The following is an 18248-nucleotide window of genomic DNA, read 5'->3' as shown; positions in this document are numbered from 1 at the left end:
ATTATTTTTTAAGCAATTTCATCCACAAAGTATCTTTTATACCATACTAAAAATGATAATATAGTATAGATTTTTCTAGCATTATTCGTTGTTCCATTATAATGTTCGTCTAAAAGCTGATTTATTTTTTCTCTATCAAAAAATTCATCCACGAAATCATAGTTGAAATATTCTTTTGTGAAATTATAGAACTGTTCTTCTTTAAACCACATTCTTATAGGTACAGGGAATCCTTTTTTCTTTCTCTTATACCACTCTTCTGGTAGTTTTTTCTCTGCAGTCTTTCTAAGAATATACTTCGTTGTTCCATTAGCAATTTTTTGTTCAGTACCAATTTCTTCTCCAACTTTCATTACTTCTTTGTCTAAGAAAGGAACTCTAAGTTCAAGAGAATGAGCCATACTCATCTTATCTGCTTTTTGAAGTATATCACCTTCCATAAATAACTTTATATCTAAGTATTGTTTCTTTGTAACGTCATCTTTTCCTTTTACCATATCATATACAGGTTGAGTTATTTCTCTCACTGTTCTTGAATTATGATATTTGCTTTTTAATATATCTTTTGCTTCATCTTCTTCAAAAATCAAAGCCTCACCTATAAATGTTTCTTCAACAGGTCTTCCTGCTCGTAACAATGTAGTCTTTCCATGAAAGTTTGGTAGTTTTTTTGCAACAGCTGCCGCTCCCTTAAGAACAAATCCAGGTAGTTTTTTTAGCTTTTTTTGACCTTCATCTACATCATACCATTCGTAACCACCAAATATTTCATCTGCGCCTTCACCTGATAATACAACTGTAACACCATTATCTCTAACTAATTGAGATAAGAAATACAAAGGTATTGTAGAAGGATTAGATTGAGGCTCATCCATGTGGTATTGAATATCAGACATCTTAGCAAAACATTCTTCTCCAGTAATTGTTTTTCTAATATTTTTAATTCCAAGAATATCAGATAGCTCTGCGGCTAAATTTGATTCATCAAATTTTTCTTGAGAAAAACCAACTGAAAAAGTCTTATCTGGCATTAAGCACGCTGTGATATAACTTGAATCAATTCCTCCTGATAAAAATGAACCTAACTCTACTTCAGCATTTTTATGCAATCTAACAGATTCTTCAACGACATCTTCTATCTTCTTTATATTTTCTTCTATTGTGTTGTGTTTATCATTAAAATTGACATCCCAATATTTCTTAATTTCCATTTTGCCATCTTTATATGTGAAAAAATGACCTGCTTTTAATCTCTGAACACCCTTGAAAAATGTTTCATCTGGTTGAGAAGAATATTGGAAAGTAAGGTATGGCTTTAAAGCTTTTTCATTTACTTCTTTTACAAAACTTGGATGCTCTAAGAAACTTTTTATTTCAGATCCTATCATTAAAGAGTTTTTTCCATCCTTTTCGTATTCATAAAAATAATAAGGTTTTATTCCAAAATGGTCTCTAGCTCCAAAGGCTTTTTTCTCAATTTTATCCCATATACAAAAAGCAAACATTCCTCTTAGCTTGTTTACTAATTCTTCACCGTATTCAACATATCCATGAATCAAAACTTCACTATCGGTATTACTTTTGAATTCATATCCTTTTGATATTAAATCTTCTCTTATATCTTTGTAATTATATATTTCACCATTGAATACTAACACTTTACTTCCATCTGAACTATATAGAGGCTGTGCTCCCGCATCAGAAAGATCTAGAATGCTCAATCGTCTAAACCCTAATGCTGCATCATCATCAAAGAATTCTCCAGACATATTAGGACCTCTGTGTATTATTCTTTCTGACATCTTTTTTAGTATTGCTTCTTTATCTTTTGTATTATCAAAAAAACCTACAAATCCGCACATAATTTATCCCTTTCTACTTTAACTTTATTTCAATTCTTTTATTTTACTTATCATATTAAGATTGTCTCTAATCAAAATTGTAGCATTACAATAATAACATAAAAGAAAATTTCATTCAATATAATATGTAACTAGCGTTTTACATTATATTTTTTAATTTTTTCATATACAACATTGCATAATATAAAAAGTACAATAAATAGTAATATATAATAAATCTTTAACTCGTTGTCATTATTCAACATCGGTGATTTCTGTGTACCTTTAATAATATAATCTATTCCACAAACTCCTAGAGAAAATAAAATAGAATTAATGATTTGTTTTTTACCAATTTTTTTCATATACACCTCCCAATAGCACAATTTTAGTGCTTCCCATAAATTATTATATTACTTTTCAAAAATATTCTCAATATTATTAAATCTAAAGAATATAAAAATAAAAGCTCATCATTATTGATGAGCTTTAAAATATCCTATTCATATTTTTCCATATATCCAGATGGATGAAAATAGTATACATCTTTAGTTTCTTTATCAACAAAATATCCCATGTCAGTATTTACATTTGGAAGAAATACTTCACCTTTATAGCCTTTCTTTTTTAGTTCTTCATATGTGCTTTCATCGCCCATATAACTGTATTCCATTTCACTATTCTTACTCTTTAATATCGCTAATGCATTATTTTTGTCTATTTCTTTCTGAGAGTTACTTTCACTATTTTTTTTAAGTTCACTTTTTCTAGTATTATTTATTATAACATCTTTGTTCTTTTTCTTATTTTCGTCTTCGTCAGAATTTAAAGCAGTCCTTGGAGTGTTTGTTTCATCTATAGTATAAGTTGAACTTTTTTTATCTTCATCTTCTTCTGTAGTACTATTATCTTCTTTCTCACTGCTGTCTCTATTTACTTCTATGTCTTCTTCAGACTTATCTATATACATCACATCTTTTTTGTCTTCTTTCATTTCATTAAATGCAAGACTGATCGGCTTTAGTGCAACTAAAGAAGCTATCATTATCGTTGTAATTACCATCCATTTTTTCATTTAAATTCACATCCTTTATATATCATTATCAATTTATCTTAATTTATTTAGTTATCTTATACATCAATGTTACCACATATAGCCATGATATAAAATTACAAGCTCGTTACTTAAATTACAGATTTGTAACCCTTAAAAAAAATTATCTGATATCTCTATTTATATAATAAAAAAGCATATGTAAAAACATATGCTTTTTTATTATATAAGACTATATAGTTATATCGTATTTTTTAATAAAATCTTCAATTTTTGAATAAATTTTTTCGCATCCACCATTTTTATCAGATTCAACATTAAGTACTAAAATAGGTTCATGTAGTGACATTCTTATCAAAAGCCATCCTTGTTCGAAGTTATCTAAACAATCTACTCTTACCCCTTCGTAATTTTTTTGTACTTCCTTCCAATCAACTTGCTCAGATACAAATAATTTAAAATCATTTAGGATTTCTTGACCATAAGATTTAAAATCTTCTCTATTTATTTTAAATCTTTTTTCTTTACTTTCTGCAGCTTCGTCTAAACCTTCTATTATATCTTCAATCTTTTTTCCTTGATTATTTAATACGGCAGCTTTTACAAGTATTTTAGAAATTATATATGCACCATCATCTAAAAAGTAATTTTCCTTCATAGCAGCATGACCAGACGTTTCAATTGCTAGAGGAGAAAATATTCCTTCTTCGTTTAATCTAATTGATTCATTTATTACGTTTTTATATCCTCTTTTAAATCTATGATGCTTTCCACCATTTTTATTTATAAAGTCAGTCAAGCCGTTTGAAGTTACTGAATCTGTTACAATAGTAGCTCCAGGAGTTTCTTCTAAAACAATTTTAGACATTAATGCTATTAATGCATTTTTGTTTATTTCTCTTCCAGAATTTCCAACTACTGCTGCTCTATCTACATCCGTATCAAATATAATTCCTAAATCCGCCTTATTTTTTACAGTTGCTTCTGAAATACTTTTCATAGCCTCTTTGTTTTCAGGATTTGGAATATGATTTGGGAACATTCCGTCTGGATCTAAAAATTGACTTCCGTCAGTATCCGCCCCTAATTCAGCCAGTACTTTTTCAGCAAAAAATCCACCAGCTCCATTACCAGCATCTACAATTATCTTCATATTTTTTAATGGTTTATCAAAGTTAACATCTGAATTAATTTGTGATCTAATAGTTTTAACAAGTGATTTAGAATAATCTTCTATCAGACTTCTACTTGTAATATTTCCTCTAAATTCTGACTCATTTATAAACTTTTTAGATACGGCTATATCCAAAACTTCTTTTAACTCGTTTTTTTCTAAGACACCTTTTTCTGTAAATATTTTAAGCCCATTATATATATAAGGCATGTGACTTGCAGTAAACATTATTGCTCCATCACATTCATATCCTGGCATTACTGTAGACATAAACATAGCTGGGGTTGTAGCTAAAGAGCAATCATAAACATCTACTCCCGCTTTACTTAATGTATCCATAGCTACTTTTTTAAAATGTTCTCCTGTTATTCTGGAGTCCATACCTAGAGCAATTTTTATTTTTTTATCATTTGTTTTATTTAAAATCCAAGTTGCAAACCCAAGAACAATATCGCTAACATCTTGATCTAACAAAGTTTTTTCAAGACCGATATTTTCATCATAATATGCAACCCCTCTTATATCTGTTCCATTTTGGAGAGAATATAGTTTATTCATAATCGACCCTCTTATTTTTTATATATTTAGCTTAGCTTTTTCAGCATCTTTATTGAAAGCTTCAATTCCTTTATCTGTTAAAGGATGAGACAGCATCTGAACTATTACTTTATATGGTACAGTAGCTATGTCTGCTCCCATTTTAGCAGACTCAATAACGTGAAGAGGATTTCTTACGCTCGCTACTATTATCTCTGTTGGAATGTAATGTGCTTCGAATATATCTGTAATTTCTCTAATCAATGCTAACCCATCAAAAGATATATCATCCAATCTTCCTACAAAAGGACTAACATATGTAGCTCCTGCTCTAGCCGCTAAAAGAGCTTGAGAAGCTGAAAAAACAAGTGTAACATTTGTCTTTATTCCTTTTTCAGATAATGCTTTTACAGCCTTTAAACCTTCAGCATTCATCGGAACTTTTATTACTATGTTTTCATGTATAGCTGCAAGCTTTTCACCTTCTGATATCATATCTTCATGGTTCATACTTAATACTTCAGCGCTTATTGGACCATCTACAATTGTAGTTATTTCATTTACTACTTCAGTAAAATCTCTTCCTTCTTTTGCTATTAAAGATGGATTTGTTGTAACCCCACTTATTACCCCTAGTTCACTAGCTTTCTTAATTTCATCAATATTAGCTGTGTCAATAAAAAATCTCATTTTATATTCTACCTCCAAAAATTTATTTTATTTTGTTTCTGTATCTTGTGAAAAGTAGAGAAACTATTAGTATGTTCTAGTTCCCCTCAGAATAACATTATATATCATAGGTCATTATTTTTCCATATAGAGTTCTATTATTTATATTATTAATTTTGATTTATTTAGGGAATATATATTTATACATGAATTAGAATATTTAAATAATGTTTTTTCTTTTTTTCCTAGACTTTTTCCTATTTTAGTGCTAAAATCTTTTTATCTGTATACACAAATTGATACTTAATTGAAAAAAACTAGAATAAACTAGCTTAAAACGTATAAATTGGGTATAATGATTTTAATATATTTTAATAAAAGGAGATGATAGTTAATGGCTTTTTTCTTTGATACTCCATCTAGAACATTTAGTGAGTATTTATTAGTACCAGGATATTCTTCAGCAGATGCAATACCTGCTAACGTTAGTTTAGAAACGCCAATTGTTAAATTTAAAAGAGGTGAAAAACCTTCAATAAAGATGAATATACCTTTGGTGTCAGCAGTTATGCAGTCTGTTTCAGATGATAAAATGGCCGTTGCACTAGCAAAGGAAGGTGGCGTATCTTTCATTTATGGCTCTCAGAGCATAGAAAAACAAGCTGCTATGGTTTTAAGGGTAAAAGAACATAAGGCGGGATTTGTCGTAAGTGATTCAAATCTTACTCCTGATAATACATTGTCAGATATTCTAGATTTAAAGAAAAAGACTGGACATTCTACAGTTGCAATAACGGATGACGGGACTAGTCATGGTAAACTTCTAGGAATAGTGGCTAGCCGTGATTATAGAATTAGTAGAATGGAATTAGATACGAAGGTTCGTGACTTTATGACTCCTTTAGAAAATATTGTATACGCTCCTAAGGATGTAACTCTAAAAGAAGCAAACAATATAATTTGGGATAATAAGCTAAACTCACTTCCAGTTTTAGATGATGATGGTAGACTTATCTATATGGTATTTAGAAAAGATTACGATTCACATAAAGAAAATCCTTTAGAACTTCACGACAGTCTTAAAAGATATGTAGTAGGAGCAGGTATAAATACAAGAGACTATAAAGAAAGAGTCCCAGCTCTAGTTGAAGCCGGAGTTGATATCTTATGTATAGACTCATCTGAAGGACATTCACAGTGGCAAGCAGATACAATTGCTTGGATTAGAGAAGAATACGGCGATACAGTTAAAGTTGGTGCTGGAAATATAGTTGACAGAGAAGGTTTTAGATTCCTAGCTGAAGCTGGTGCGGACTTTATAAAAGTTGGTATCGGTGGAGGATCAATATGTATTACTAGAGAACAAAAGGGTATTGGACGTGGACAAGCTACTTCAGTTATTGATGTTGCAAAAGCTAGAAATGAATACTACAACCAAACAGGAATTTATATTCCAATTTGTTCAGATGGTGGTATAGTTTATGATCATCACATTACTTTAGCTTTAGCAATGGGTGCTGACTTTGTTATGCTAGGTAGATATTTCTCTAGATTCGATGAATCACCTACTAATAAAGTAAACATCAACGGAGTTTACATGAAGGAATACTGGGGAGAAGGATCTGCTAGAGCAAGAAACTGGCAGAGATATGACTTAGGAGGAGATGAAAAACTTTCTTTCGAGGAAGGTGTTGACTCATATGTTCCATATGCTGGTTCATTAAAAGACAACGTGACATTAACCCTTTCTAAAGTTCGTTCAACAATGTGTAACTGTGGTACACTATCTATTCCAGAGCTTCAAAAGAAAGCAAAATTAACGATTGTGTCTTCTACTTCTATAGTTGAAGGTGGAGCTCATGACGTAATGCTAAAAGATAATAGAAATTTATAATTAAAATAAAAAAGACGAGATTATCTCGTCTTTTTTTTATTCAAAAGTATTTTTCCATATATATTTTTTATGAACCCTTTTTATTCAAATGGATTTTCTAATTTCGCTAATTTTACTATTTCTAAAAAGGAGTATTCTCCTCCAACTTTACATATTTCCATATATCTTTTCCATGCACCCTTATAATCATGTTTCATATCTTCATAAAATTCCAGTGCACAAAGTTGAGCTAAAACATAATCTATATAATAAAATGGATCTTTAAAAATATGCCCCTGTCTATACCAGTAACCTCCGCACTCAAGCAAATCTAAATCCTTATAATCTCTGTGAGGTAAGTACTTTCTTTCCAAATCTCTCCAAATTTCTTTTCTTTCATTTGGTGAAAGGTTTGGATGTTCATATATAATATGCTGAAAATGATCGACCAAAGTACCATATGGTAAAAATTTTACTGCCGAGTCGTGATGATATTTTTTATACTTCTCACTCATATCGCCAAAGAATAAATCCATCCAAGGATATGTGAAAAACTCCATGCTCATAGAATGTATTTCACAACTATCTAAAGTAGGAAATATTAATTCTGGCATTTCTATATCTCTAGACATATATACTTGAAAAGCATGGCCAGCTTCATGTGTCAATACATCGATATCGTCAACAGTTCCATTAAAATTACCAAATATAAACGGCTCTTTATACTCAGGTAAAATTGTACAATATCCTCCCATAGCTTTTCCCTCTCTAGGTGAAACATCAAACAATTCATTCGAAATTAGATATTCAAAAAATTCTTTTGTTTCATCTGAAAGTTGTGAATACATTTCTTTCCCTTTTTCGATAATATATTTTTGATCTCCAATTAAAGTCGCATTACCATCTGAAAACTCTATCTTTTCATTATAGTAATCAATTTTATCAACACCTATTCTGGATGCCTGTTCTTTATATAATTTATTAGCTGCAGGTACAAATCTTTCCAATATTTTGGTTCTAAGTTTAGAAACCATTTCTGAGTTATAATCAGTTCTAGACATTCTTTTATACCCTAGTTCTATAAAATTATCATAACCTAGCTTTTTAGCTATATTGTCTCTAAGTTTTACTAATTTATCAAATAATTCATCGAACTTTTCTTCGTTCTTTTTAAAAAATTCTGTATGCTTTACAATAGATTCTTTTCTTATCTTTTCATCTAAGTTCATAGAGTACGCTGATAAATCTGAGAGATTACATACTTTACCATCAAAATCTATTTTCGCTGATGCAAGTAATTCAGTATACTCAGACATCAATTTATTTTCTTCTTGAAGCAGACCTATTACCTCTTTTGAAAATGTATCAATTTTGCATTTTATTAAATTGTAAAATTGATTTCCATATTCTTCTATTATTTCTTCTTTAAATCTACTATTTAAAATACAGTTATAAAACATTATATCTAAATCTAAAATTAAAGGTTCATATTCATTCCAAAACTTGTTTTCATCTATATAAAACTTATCATTTGTATTTATTGAATACCTTATTTCAGCAACTGTTTTCATAGTTTCTACATGATTTCTCACTATATTCAAATCAGATATACTCGTTTTTATATCTTCAAATCTGCTTGCATCATTTATTCTGTCTAAAATACTTCTATATTTTTTCTCAAATTCAAAAAAATCTATTCTATTATAACTAATTTCATTAAAATTCATTAAATCTAATATTCTCCTATTCTAAAATTTATTGATATATTATTTATATCACCTCTAATTTCTTCAATGCTTTATAAATTCCATCTTCATCTATACTATCTGTGACATAATCTGATATTTTTTTCAAATTATCAGAACCATTTCCCATGGATATTCCATAACCTGCCAAATTTAACATATCAATATCATTATCACTATCTCCAAAAGCCATGGTATGTTTCGTATTAATGTTATGGAATTTTAGTGTTTTTAATATTCCTTTTGCCTTTCCTGCATCCTCTGGTAAAATCTCAATATATTTATCATATCTATTTGTAAATGACAGACCAGTAATATTCTTCTTTAAGTCCAACCACGAATCATCATCTATATACATCATTAGTTGATAGATAGCTTCATCGTCGCTTAAAGGATCTATTTCTGGAGGAATATCTATTCCCATTTCTTCTACCGTTTCTATAAGTCTTTCACTAAGCTCATTTACATAATTTCCAGTTTTAGTTATAAATGATGCTTGAATTTTTTTTGTATCTAAAAATTTCTTTAAATTATATGCAGTCTTTTCATCAATTGGTTTATCATAAATTACTGCACCCTCTCTATCTATGCAATATTGTCCATTCAACAAGATATATCCATCAAATTCAAAATAGTCAGTTACATGCTTAAGCATAGAAAAATGTCTTGCAGATGCTACAAAAAGCTTTATACCTTTTTCTCTTAGCTTTTTCAACGAATTTAAAGTGCTCTCAGGCATAATATGCTTACCTAAGGTCAACAAAGTACCGTCTACATCAAAAAAAATTGCTTTTATCAAATAATCACCTCCAATTTATTCATTCATTATATATCAATCTTTAAATAAAATCAATTTGCAATACCTTCTTTAAATATTGATAATAGTGTTAATTGCTTGTATAATATACATATGTCAATATATATAATTTGACACTATTTATAATTTTGGAGGTAAAAATGTCTAATACAAATAAAAGCTTTATATGGAAACTTTTCCATAGATATTTTATAGTAGGACTAAATGGTATGGCACTGGGATTATTTTGCACTCTTATAATTGGTCTTATTATGAAACAAATTGCAGGTTTGTTTACTGGTTCCATATCTTATTTCTTGTTAACATCTGCAACCATAGCTACTTATTTAACAGGACCTGTAATAGGAGTAAGTGTTGCTAATGCACTTGACTCTCCAAAGCTTGTAGTACTAGCATCTGGAGTTACTGGATTTATAGGAGCTTTTGGAGCTGATTTTTTCAATGGAAAACTTTTAAATGAATCTTCACAACTTTTAATCACAGGACCTGGAGATCCACTTGGAACATTCTTTGCAGTAGTAGTAGGATGTGAAATAGGACGCCTAATTTTCGGAAAAACAAAAGTTGATATTATTGTCACACCTTTTGTAACTATTGTAAGTGGTGCACTATTTGCATATTTTATTGGTCCTTATATCGCTATGGCAATGAGCGCACTTGGGGAATTCATATTGGCAACTACTGTTTTGAAGCCTTTTCTTATGGGAATATTTGTTTCTGTCATAATGGGAATAGCTTTGACTCTACCTATTAGTTCCGCAGCCATATCAATGATTCTTGGACTTTCTGGACTTGCTGCAGGTGCAGCTACAATAGGTTGCTGTTCTCAAATGGTTGGATTTGCTGTAATTAGTTTTAAAGCAAATGGATGGAATGGCCTTTTGGCACAAGGAATTGGTACTTCTATGCTACAAGTTTCTAATATAATGAAAAAACCTATTATATGGATTCCACCGATAGTTTCCAGTGCTATTTTAGGACCTATATCCACAATTGTATTCAAAATGGAAAATAACCCTGTAGGAGGAGGAATGGGAACGTCTGGTCTTGTAGGTCAATTGATGACTTGGCAAACAATGTCCCCTTCTATGGATAGTGGTACACTTTTGGTTCAAATTTTATTGTTGCACTTTATTCTACCTGCTGTTATTTCCTTATTTGTTTATAAATTTATGGTAAAAAAAGGTTATATAACTTCATCAGATTACAAATTAGATTTATAAAAAAACAACCCTTACGGGTTGCTTTTTTTATTCTATTTCTGATTTAAAAGGTGTATCTCTAAATAGTTGAGCTTTATAAACATTTTCTTTTATATAACCCAAAGAATACATTTTATATAAAATCACAGCCTGACGCTTCTTTGCCAATTCATAATTCTGATAAAGGTTAGGGTTATTAGTTATTCCAGCTAACATAGTCGATTGTCCAAAATTTAGTTCCCAAACATTTTTTCCAAAATATAGTTCTGCTCCAGCATCGACACCATACGAAGTCTTACCCAAATAAATATTATTTAGATATGCTTCCAATATTTCATCCTTGGTCATAACTTTATTCATCATTATGGCATTATACATATCTTTTATCTTTCTTTTGATACTTTTTTCATTACTTGTCAACAGATTTTTCGATACCTGCATATCAATTGTGCTACCACCTTGCAACTTTCCAGTAGTAATAGTTGCATATACTGCTCTGAATAGTGATCTTATATCTACTCCATCGTGTTCATAAAACCGTTGGTCTTCTATAGCAATTACTGCATTTTGTAAATTTTTAGGTATCTTGGACAACTCAACTGGATCTTTATTTATATAACTTTCTAGTACCATTTTCTTAGTTACTTTAGGCATATCGCTAATAACACTTTTTACGTAAATAAAGCCTATTGAACCAAATACAACTGTAAATATAACGCCTATAATCAATAATTTTTTTAATACTCTTTTTAATAAGCCATGTGACTTTCTTTCAGTGTAGTATTCTTCATCATCGTAATCATCGTATTCTTCATATTCATAACCACCATTTGAATTTAATCTAATAATTTTATTATCTCTATTTTTTTTATCATATGTACGTCTTTTATTTGTATCATAAGTATCATTAAACTCATCAAAATTAGAACCACATCCATCTTGTTTTTTTATTCTAATGCCGTTCTTTTTTGATGCCCTAGTGTTTCTATTTCTATTGTAATTTTCTTTACTTTTATTATCTATTCTATCCGAAGAAACATTTCTCCGCCTTATCTTATTGTTATCTTTTTCTTTGGACATGACATCCACTCCTAATTCTATTATAATTGTATTCAGAGGCTATCTTATTACGAAGCTAACACACATTACCTTCTAATCTCTTCACGTATCTTTAAAAAAAGTTCAGCTGTTGCTAAAGTATCCGAATCAGCTCTATGGGCAGATTTATTATTTATCCCGTAGTACTCACAAGCAGTTGCTAGCTTTTTGTTTTTACCTTTGTATAATTTATTAAGTTTTAACATTTCCAAAGTACAAATATAGTCTGATATTGGCTCTAAACTCATATTTATTAGATAATAATTTAAAAACTTAATATCAAATTTTGCATTATGTGCAATTATTGTTCTATTTCCAATATAATTTCTAAATTTTGGAAGTACAACTTCTATTTCAGGTTCATTTAAAACCATATCTGTAGTTATGTTTGTTATTCTAGTAATTTCATCTGGTATTTCTATTTTTTTAGGTTTTATAAGCCTCGAATAATTCAACTTTATTTCACCAGATTTAATTTCAGTAACACCTATTTCTATTATTTCGCTGCCTTTTTCTGGGCTAAGACCAGTAGTTTCTAAATCTACAACTATGTATTCATCTTTAAAAAAATTCATATTTTAGATGACCTCCTTTAGAAGTTATTCTTCAAATCTTTCCAAAAAATCATGTTTCTCACCATCTATCTGCCATCCTAAAATTGAATCTACATTCACGTTTTCAGCGGACTTAAATATAGACTGCTCGACATTTGTGAAATTTTCCGAAAGATTTTTTATCAGTTCTTTAATCTCATACCTTTTGTTACCTGTCTTTTTTGCTGCTACCATACATGCACAATTAAGAGGCCAAATTCCTGTGTATCTTATCCATTTTATTATATCTTCTTCTCTTATATAATATAAAGGTCTAATCAACTCAATTCCTTCAAAATTTGTTGCTTTTAATTTTGGCAACATAGTTTTAAAATTTCCTGCACACAATAAATTAAGCATAGTAGTCTCAATAACATCATCATAATGATGTCCAAGAGCTAGTTTATTACAGCCTAGTTCTTTCGCTTTACTATAAAGTGCACCTCTTCTCATCCTTGCGCACATATAACACGGATAGTCACTCGCTATTTTATCTGCTACTTCAAAAATATTAGCATCATATATTTCAGCAGGTATCTCTAATTCCTTGCAATTTTCTTCAAGAAGATCACGTATACTATCATGGTATCCCGGATCCATAGCAATAAATTCTAATTCAAAGTTCACCTGTGAATGTCTATGAAGCTCTTGAAACATTTTTGCCATCAATAAACTGTCCTTACCACCAGATATAGCAACAGCTACTTTATCCCCTTCTTGAACCAATTTATAGGTTTTTACAGCCTTTATAAATTTTGACCATAATTTTTTTCTATATCTTTTTGTTATGCTTTTTTCTATTTCTTTTAATGTTTTTTTTTCATCATCTGGTACTATCACTTCACATCCTGTACCAGCTAATTTACTTTCTGACATACTTCCTCCTATTTTACCAAGTAATTATATCATAGTTTACTTATAAGGTCAAAAGCTGTAATTTCAAGCTTTTTCTCCCATCTATTTCATAAGTAATTTCTGAATTAAATTTATTTCCTTTAGAATCCGTAAAGCCCTTCACAAGTACTTTTTTATTTTTAGATAGACCTTTGATTATTGTTTTATTTGGTTTTTTCTTATATTGCATAAGTACTTTGTCATTTTTCCATATTAAAAAACCACAATTTTTATAATTTTTACATGCAAATGCCTTATCTGACTCAAGTATATTATCCCCACATATTGGACATTTCGATATTATTTCTAAATTAGTTTCTTCATCAATTTTTTTTGAACTTCTACTAATTTTTGGTTTTTTATTAGAGTTTTCAATATTTTTATCTTCAATTATATCTTCATTGCTTTCTTTTTTATTTTCATTGCTTTCTTTTTTATTCTTTTTTGACTTTAGCATACTCTCTTTTACAAATTTTTTTGTTTTAGGATTATATATTATTTTTTCGGTATTAATGGGTTTATTAATACCCGTTTTTATAATATTTACATTTTCAAAAACAAATTTACAAATCATATTTAGATATTCTTTTCTACTAAATGTACCTTTTTGAATATCAAATAAATTCTTTTCAAGTTTTCCCGTAAAATCAACATCCATTAAACTTTTAACTGGGAATATTTCAATTAAATTTTTACCTAGCTCTGTTATATAATAACTTTTTGATTTCTTGCTTACATAGCCTACTTGAGATATTTTTTTCAACACATCAGCTCTTGTTGCTGATGTACCAATAGAGTATCCTGTTAGAACTGCAGTATCATCCTCTGATACATTTTTACCACAATTTTTCATAGCCTTAAGCAGTGAGTCTTCGGTATAATGCTTAGGTGGAGTTGTATTTTTCTCGACTTCATTAATACCCAGTACTTCTACTTTTTCACCTTTTTTTACAAATGGTAATAGATTATTTTTAGTATCTTTAGAATATATTTCTAAATAACCCTTTGATTTTAATACCTTTCCTTTTGAAACAAAAATATTATCTTCTACAGAAGTTTTTATCTCCGTATTTTCAAATTCTGCTGGTGGCATAAAATTTGATAAAAATCTATCTCTTATTGCTTCATAAACAATTTTTTCATCATTTGTAAGATTATTTGGTGGAATTATATAAGTAGGTATAATCGCACTGTGGCTTTCTACTTTTGAAGAATCAAAAACTCTTTTAGTTTTTGAAAAATTTATTTTATCCTCTAAAAAATGACCCTTTTTTAATACTTCTAAAGTCTTTTTAGCTTTATCAACGAGACTTTCTTCTAAATACACTGAATCTGTTCTTGGATAAGTAATGTATCCTCCCTTACCTTTCCCTTCATAAAGATTCTGACATATATTTAAAACCTTATCGGATGTGAATGATGCATACTTTGAAGTTATATAACCTTGAAGAGATGTTAGAGAAAAAAGTTTTGGAGCGTATTCTTTCGATCTACTTACCTTTTTTTCTGTTATTATACCTTCTTTGGAATTTATCTTATCTATTACCAGTTTGGCTTCATCTATAGTTTTAAATTTTGTATTGTCATCATCTTGGTATTTACCTACATAATCACCGTCTTCACTTCTAAATTTACCTTCTATTTCATAGTACTTTTCTGACACAAATTTTTCTATCTCCATATCTCTGTCATATACTAATTTTACAGTTGGTAAAATTACTCTTCCTATATTTAAAAGCTTTCCGTTTCCGTATTTCAAAGTTGCTGCACAAGTAAAGTTAATTCCTATTAGCCAATCAGTAATCAATCTAGTATACCCAGCAGCTTGCAAATTACGCATCTCTTCATCATCTTTTAGCTCGTTCATTCCTCTGGTAATATCTTCTGATGTCCATTCATTTACAAGTATTCTTTTAACTGGTTTCTTATTTTTAGCCATCATAAAAATAAGAAAGGATATTAATTCCCCTTCTCTATCATTATCTGTAGCATTTATTATATACTCAACATCGTCTCTATTTATTAAATTTTGAATAATTTTAAATTGTTTTTTCTTACTATTGTCAACTTTAAACTTGAATTTATTCTCAGGAATAAAAGGATAGTTTTCCATTTTCCAAGATCCAGAGTACTTACCTTTATCGTAATCTTTCATATCATAAAGGGAAACTAAGTGACCAACAGCATAAGAAACTACATAGCCACTTCCTTCGTAGTATCCATCCTTCCTAGTATTTGCCTTTAAAAAAGTTGCAATGGTTTTTGCTACAGAAGGTTTCTCGGCTAAAATTAGTACCATCATCATACCTCTTTTCTTTACTTCTCGAACTTATAATAAAATCTTATTATATTAGTATAAACCATACATAATATTGTAGTCAATTTTTAATGACTTTAGCTTAATTTTTTATTATATAATTATAGAATAAAAAAAATATCTATCATCTAAAATACAAGAAATCGGCAAAGCATTAGCTTTGCCGATTTTTATACAAATAATTATTATTTATATATATTTATACTTTTTGATATAATCTTACTTATTTTCTCAGATTTTTAATAGAAGGCTTAGATCCATCCTGACCTTCATCGCTTGGAACTCCACCTTTAAAATTACCAGTAAAGCAAGCATCACAAAAAGTTAATCCTGGACACAGTTCTCCTAAATCTTCAATATCATAATATCCTAAAGAATCTGCTTCGATATCATTTTTTATTTCTTCAACTGAGCGAGTAACTGCTACCAAGTTTTCCCTACTAGGTACATCTGTACCATAATAACATGGGTGTTTAAAAGGAGGCGAACTTACTCTAACATGTACTTCTAATGCTCCTGCATCTTTAAGCATCTTAACTATATTCTTAATCGTAGTTCCTCTAACTATAGAGTCATCTACCATTACTACTCTTTTTCCCTTTACAACTTCTTCTATAACGTTTAATTTAACACGTACGCCTGAAGTTCTTTCATTTTGACTAGGCTTAATAAAAGTTCTTCCAACGTAGCTGTTTTTATAAAAAGCCATTCCATAAGGTATACCTGATTCCTGTGAATATCCCACAGCTGCAGCTAGACCAGATTCTGGAACACCAACTACAATATCAGCCTCTACTGGGTACTTCTTAGCCAAAATTCTTCCTGCTTTTGATCTAGAACCATATACACTTTGACCATCTATATGACTATCTGTTCTAGCAAAATATATATATTCAAATATACATACAGCTTGTTCTTTCTTTTCGGTAATTCTATCTGAATATATTTTTCCATCTTTTATAGTAACTATTTCACCTGGTTCGACATCTCTTATAAATTCTGCACCTACTGTTTCTAAAGCAGCTGACTCCGAACTTAAGAAAAATATATTATCTTTTTTACCAATACATAAAGGTCTGAATCCTAATGGATCTCTAGCTCCTATTAGTTTTGATGGACTTGCAACAACTAGTGAAAAAGCTCCTTGTAACTTCTTTGAAGCACTTTTTACAGCTTCTTCAATAGAAGATGTGTTTAATCTTTCCCTTGCAACTAGATAAGCTATTACCTCAGAATCTGTATTTGTCTGGAATATAGCTCCTGTAGTCCCTAGTTCACGTTTAAGCTCTAAAGTATTCGTAAGGTTCCCATTGTGAGCTAGTGACAATATTCCCTTTAGGTAGTGAATTACAAATGGCTGAGCATTTTCTCTACCGATTCCGCCTGCTGTAGCATATCTTACATGCCCTACTCCAAGGTTACCATTTAAAGCTCCCAAATTTTCTTTATTGAAAACTTCATTTACTAATCCTGTATCTTTGTGATACATAACATTGTTTCCATTTTCCTGTGTTTTTGTTACTGAAATTCCTGAACTTTCCTGTCCTCTATGCTGTAGTGCAAAAAGTCCGTAGTATATGTATGATGATACATCTTCTCCGTCAAAATCATATGCACCAAATACACCACATTCTTCGCCTAAGCCTGTCTTCATTGTTTCATCTATCATAATTATATTTTCTCCTAGAATCCTAAGCGGTTTCTTACTTCAGAATACGCGCCTTCAACATTTCCCATATCTCTTCTAAATCTATCTTTATCCAATTTTTCGTTTGTATCTTTATCCCATAGACGACAAGTATCTGGTGAAATTTCGTCAGCAAGTATTATTTCCCCATGAAAACGTCCAAACTCTAATTTAAAGTCTACCAACTTAATATTTGCTTTTAAGAAATATTCTTTTAAGAAGTCATTAACCTTTAATGCCATTTCCTTTATAGTATCAATTTCTTCTTGAGTCGCAAGATTCAAAGCTAATGCAAATGAATCATTGATTAGCGGATCTCCTAAGTCATCATTCTTGTAAGAAAACTCTACAGTTGGTTGTTCAAAAGGAGTACCTTCTTCAACACCTAATCTCTTTGAAAAGCTACCTGCTGCTATATTTCTAACGATTACTTCAAGTGGAACAATTTCCACAGATTTTACTACAGTTTCCCTTGAGTTTATTGTTTCAACATAGTGAGTCTTTATTCCACTTTCTTCTAATAGTGCAAAGATTTGATTAGACATAAGGTTATTAATTTCACCCTTGCCCACTATTGTACCCTTCTTTTGACCATTAAATGCAGTCGCATCATCTTTGTATGAAACTATAACATAATCATCGTTATCAGTCTTATAAACTTTCTTTGCTTTTCCTTCGTATAGTTGTTCTAATTTTTCCATGTGATCAGCTCCTTATAAAAACTTTATTTACGTAATTGAAATTCGT

At 30.0% G+C, this 18248-nt stretch carries 15 protein-coding genes; 2 read left to right on the top strand and 13 right to left on the bottom strand.

What is annotated here, in order from left to right; all coding sequences use genetic code 11:
• Positions 1–8 precede the first annotated feature (8 nt).
• The 5 genes from asnB to fsa all read right to left on the bottom strand — a co-directional run bounded on the left by asnB (position 9) and on the right by fsa (position 5296).
• The gene (asnB, locus tag C0982_RS03405) at positions 9–1862 is read right to left on the bottom strand and encodes an asparagine synthase (glutamine-hydrolyzing) (protein ID WP_101772812.1); all 1854 of its coding nucleotides are present in this window, start codon (positions 1860–1862) and stop codon (positions 9–11) included.
• Positions 1863–1993: 131 nt separating this feature from the next.
• Positions 1994–2206 carry a hypothetical protein gene (locus C0982_RS03400; RefSeq protein ID WP_101772811.1) on the bottom strand — a complete coding sequence of 71 codons (213 nt, stop codon included), beginning with the start codon at positions 2204–2206 and terminating at the stop codon, positions 1994–1996.
• Positions 2207–2340: 134 nt separating this feature from the next.
• A complete protein-coding gene (locus C0982_RS03395) occupies positions 2341–2916 on the bottom strand; it encodes a hypothetical protein (protein ID WP_101772810.1) in 576 nt (191 codons plus the stop codon).
• Positions 2917–3127: 211 nt separating this feature from the next.
• The gene (locus C0982_RS03390) at positions 3128–4627 is read right to left on the bottom strand and encodes a phosphohexomutase domain-containing protein (protein WP_101772809.1); all 1500 of its coding nucleotides are present in this window, start codon (positions 4625–4627) and stop codon (positions 3128–3130) included.
• Between the two features lie 18 nt (positions 4628–4645).
• Entirely contained in the window at positions 4646–5296 is a 651-nt protein-coding gene (fsa, locus tag C0982_RS03385) for a fructose-6-phosphate aldolase (protein WP_101772808.1), read from the bottom strand.
• A gap of 373 nt (positions 5297–5669) precedes the next feature.
• On the opposite strand from fsa, the gene C0982_RS03380 reads away from it, so the two are divergent.
• Positions 5670–7169 carry an IMP dehydrogenase gene (locus C0982_RS03380; protein ID WP_101772807.1) on the top strand — a complete coding sequence of 500 codons (1500 nt, stop codon included), beginning with the start codon at positions 5670–5672 and terminating at the stop codon, positions 7167–7169.
• An 80-nt stretch (positions 7170–7249) separates the two neighbouring features.
• Here C0982_RS03380 and C0982_RS03375 read toward each other — a convergent pair whose 3' ends face one another.
• Positions 7250–8875, bottom strand: coding sequence for a M3 family oligoendopeptidase (locus C0982_RS03375; RefSeq protein WP_101772806.1), 1626 nt, complete (start codon positions 8873–8875; stop codon positions 7250–7252).
• A 43-nt stretch (positions 8876–8918) separates the two neighbouring features.
• Positions 8919–9692, bottom strand: a complete 774-nt coding sequence (locus tag C0982_RS03370) for an HAD family hydrolase (RefSeq protein WP_180946852.1) — start codon at positions 9690–9692, stop codon at positions 8919–8921.
• 158 nt (positions 9693–9850) lie between these two features.
• On the opposite strand from C0982_RS03370, the gene C0982_RS03365 reads away from it, so the two are divergent.
• Complete coding sequence (locus C0982_RS03365) at positions 9851–10933, top strand: PTS transporter subunit IIC (protein ID WP_101772804.1); 1083 nt, start codon at positions 9851–9853, stop codon at positions 10931–10933.
• A gap of 27 nt (positions 10934–10960) precedes the next feature.
• Here C0982_RS03365 and C0982_RS03360 read toward each other — a convergent pair whose 3' ends face one another.
• The 6 genes from C0982_RS03360 to purC all read right to left on the bottom strand — a co-directional run bounded on the left by C0982_RS03360 (position 10961) and on the right by purC (position 18202).
• Positions 10961–11992, bottom strand: coding sequence for a biosynthetic peptidoglycan transglycosylase (locus C0982_RS03360; protein ID WP_101772803.1), 1032 nt, complete (start codon positions 11990–11992; stop codon positions 10961–10963).
• A 65-nt stretch (positions 11993–12057) separates the two neighbouring features.
• Positions 12058–12585 carry a 3'-5' exonuclease gene (locus C0982_RS03355; RefSeq protein WP_101772802.1) on the bottom strand — a complete coding sequence of 176 codons (528 nt, stop codon included), beginning with the start codon at positions 12583–12585 and terminating at the stop codon, positions 12058–12060.
• A 24-nt stretch (positions 12586–12609) separates the two neighbouring features.
• Positions 12610–13479: a tRNA 2-thiocytidine biosynthesis TtcA family protein gene (locus tag C0982_RS03350; RefSeq protein WP_101772801.1), complete on the bottom strand. Its 870-nt coding sequence runs from the start codon at positions 13477–13479 to the stop codon at positions 12610–12612.
• Between the two features lie 40 nt (positions 13480–13519).
• Positions 13520–15796: a type IA DNA topoisomerase gene (locus C0982_RS03345; RefSeq protein ID WP_101772800.1), complete on the bottom strand. Its 2277-nt coding sequence runs from the start codon at positions 15794–15796 to the stop codon at positions 13520–13522.
• A 241-nt stretch (positions 15797–16037) separates the two neighbouring features.
• Entirely contained in the window at positions 16038–17483 is a 1446-nt protein-coding gene (gene purF, locus C0982_RS03340) for an amidophosphoribosyltransferase (protein ID WP_101772799.1), read from the bottom strand.
• Positions 17484–17497: 14 nt separating this feature from the next.
• Positions 17498–18202, bottom strand: a complete 705-nt coding sequence (gene purC / locus C0982_RS03335; protein WP_101772798.1) for a phosphoribosylaminoimidazolesuccinocarboxamide synthase — start codon at positions 18200–18202, stop codon at positions 17498–17500.
• Between the last annotated feature and the right edge of the window lie 46 nt (positions 18203–18248).

The sequence above is a fragment of the Peptostreptococcus faecalis genome (assembly GCF_900240845.1).
Classification (GTDB): domain Bacteria; phylum Bacillota; class Clostridia; order Peptostreptococcales; family Peptostreptococcaceae; genus Peptostreptococcus; species Peptostreptococcus faecalis.
Note: the sequence above shows the minus strand (reverse complement) of the source record. Positions and strands in the feature narration are given on the sequence as shown.

Bases quoted from the DNA above. Each gene is read 5' to 3' on its own strand.
- asnB (WP_101772812.1), bottom strand. From the start codon at position 1,862: ATGTGCGGATTTGTAGGTTTTTTTGATAATACAAAAGATAAAGAAGCA.
- C0982_RS03400 (WP_101772811.1), bottom strand. From the start codon at position 2,206: ATGAAAAAAATTGGTAAAAAACAAATCATTAATTCTATTTTATTTTCT.
- C0982_RS03395 (WP_101772810.1), bottom strand. From the start codon at position 2,916: ATGAAAAAATGGATGGTAATTACAACGATAATGATAGCTTCTTTAGTT.
- C0982_RS03390 (WP_101772809.1), bottom strand. From the start codon at position 4,627: ATGAATAAACTATATTCTCTCCAAAATGGAACAGATATAAGAGGGGTT.
- fsa (WP_101772808.1), bottom strand. From the start codon at position 5,296: ATGAGATTTTTTATTGACACAGCTAATATTGATGAAATTAAGAAAGCT.
- C0982_RS03380 (WP_101772807.1), top strand. From the start codon at position 5,670: ATGGCTTTTTTCTTTGATACTCCATCTAGAACATTTAGTGAGTATTTA.
- C0982_RS03375 (WP_101772806.1), bottom strand. From the start codon at position 8,875: ATGAATTTTAATGAAATTAGTTATAATAGAATAGATTTTTTTGAATTT.
- C0982_RS03365 (WP_101772804.1), top strand. From the start codon at position 9,851: ATGTCTAATACAAATAAAAGCTTTATATGGAAACTTTTCCATAGATAT.
- C0982_RS03360 (WP_101772803.1), bottom strand. From the start codon at position 11,992: ATGTCCAAAGAAAAAGATAACAATAAGATAAGGCGGAGAAATGTTTCT.
- C0982_RS03355 (WP_101772802.1), bottom strand. From the start codon at position 12,585: ATGAATTTTTTTAAAGATGAATACATAGTTGTAGATTTAGAAACTACT.
- C0982_RS03350 (WP_101772801.1), bottom strand. From the start codon at position 13,479: ATGTCAGAAAGTAAATTAGCTGGTACAGGATGTGAAGTGATAGTACCA.
- C0982_RS03345 (WP_101772800.1), bottom strand. From the start codon at position 15,796: ATGGTACTAATTTTAGCCGAGAAACCTTCTGTAGCAAAAACCATTGCA.
- purF (WP_101772799.1), bottom strand. From the start codon at position 17,483: ATGATAGATGAAACAATGAAGACAGGCTTAGGCGAAGAATGTGGTGTA.
- purC (WP_101772798.1), bottom strand. From the start codon at position 18,202: ATGGAAAAATTAGAACAACTATACGAAGGAAAAGCAAAGAAAGTTTAT.